Source organism: Bradyrhizobium sp. Arg816 (assembly GCF_029989365.1).
Lineage (GTDB): Bacteria > Pseudomonadota > Alphaproteobacteria > Rhizobiales > Xanthobacteraceae > Bradyrhizobium.
In genome coordinates this window covers 1-1,187 of the sequence record NZ_JAPRAQ010000080.1, presented here as the reverse complement: position 1 = coordinate 1,187, position 1,187 = coordinate 1, and the positions used below count along the sequence as shown (strand labels likewise).

Annotated in this window: 1 protein-coding gene; it reads left to right on the top strand. The window is 60.6% G+C overall.

What is annotated here, in order from left to right:
• Positions 1-38: 38 nt before the first annotated feature.
• On the top strand, positions 39-1,187 hold a 1,149-nt coding region (locus OWC48_RS45895; protein ID WP_282525909.1), incomplete at its 3' end, for a hypothetical protein.

The window sequence follows — 1,187 nt, the reverse complement described above, 5'->3', positions numbered from 1 at the left end:
TGGCTGGTGTCACTGCCTACGGGGACGCTGGCGCGGACATGTCGGACCACAGTAAGGGCGGCAACGACACCTTCTTGAGTGGAACTGGCAGACAGCAAATCAATACGTTCTTCGGCGATGCCGGCGGCGCCATGTCGGGTCACGCTCAGGGCGGCGACGACACTTTTATAACTCAGACGGTACAGGGTGGCACCCACACCTTTTATGGCGACGCGGGCGGCGACATGTTTGGCCACAGCAAGGGGGGCAATGACAGCTTCCAGGGCTCCAGACAGGCTACAAATATCTTTTTTGGGGACACCGGGAGCAACATGGCCGACCACGCCCAGGGCGGCGATGACACATTCACAGCCAGAACGGACTCCGGCAACACATTCTACGGAGATGCCGGCGGTGACATGACCGGCTACAGCAAAGGTGGCAACGACACCTTCAACGGGGCCTTGTTTGCCACGCAGGTGTTCTATGGTGATGCCGGAGGTAACATGTCCGGCCATGCCGAGGGAGGCGACGACAGTTTCATGGGCTCCGGTGGGGCGGTAACGTCAAAGACCTTTTATGGCGACGCCGGCGGCAACATCTCCGGCTTTGCCAAGGGCGGCAACGATACTTTCATAAACGAGGGCGGCTCTACAGTGTCCTTTTACGGGGACGCCGGCGCCACAATGTCAGGCCATGCGCAAGGCGGCGACGACGTTGCGACGTTGCAGGGGAGCAAGAACTTCGCCGTCGGCGATGCTGTTACGATGCTCGACGCCGCCAGCGGAGGTAATGACAGTCTCAGCGGCGGCGACAGGTCGGCGACTGATGTTGGGAACCAGCTCTATGGCGACGCCCAGGCCATGGGCGGGGCGGCCCAAGGAGGCGATGATCTTCTCGTCGGCGGCCACGCCGTTGAAGTCGGCCGGGTCGACAACTTCTTGTGGGGCGATGCGGCGCAAATGTCCGGTCGTGCCAAGGGCGGCAGCGATGTCCTATACGCGGGGACGGCTGGGCAAGGTGGCACGGTCAGCAATGAGATGTGGGGAGATGGCGAGCTGAGCGGCAATGCTCATGGAGGTGCCGATACGTTTGTATTCAAGGACAATGGTGTGATGACCGTCGGTGCCAACAATCTCATCCGGGATTTCAGCCAATGCCAGGATGACAAGATAGCTTTCATTGATGTTGCGGGCGTGCAGTCGTTC